Below are 347 nucleotides of genomic sequence, written 5' to 3'. Positions count from 1 at the left end.
GATGTCTGGAAATATAGGGGCAAATCCATGATCTCCTTACCTCTGATTTTGCTGCACGAGTGGCAGCGACCGGGTTTGTTGTTATATGGCCTTCAGCTATTGCCTCTCGGAATGCATCGCTCAGTGTTGATCTGATTAACTTGGCTGACGCCGCCTTGCCCTCGTCTATGTATCCATTGAGCATTGCTGCAATTTCTTTTGTGGTGATGTCTTCAAGTGGAGCATCAGGCAGACCCCTCCTTATTGCTTGAAGTGGTCAACAAAAACTGGCCACCGAGTTAGAGTTTTTCCAGTATCGATTTTCCGATTCGTTTGGGGGTAACCCACCGTTATATTCATGCAGTCTT

General features: G+C 47.0%; 1 pseudogene. It reads right to left on the bottom strand.

Features of this window, described 5'->3' with window-relative positions:
- Positions 1–253: pseudogene (locus ACUU1M_RS20720) on the bottom strand (phage integrase central domain-containing protein); the annotation flags it as partial.
- Positions 254–347: the final 94 nt, after the last annotated feature.

It is taken from the genome of Shigella sp. SIG6, assembly GCF_053555815.1.
This window is presented reverse-complemented; position numbering and strand designations above follow the sequence as displayed.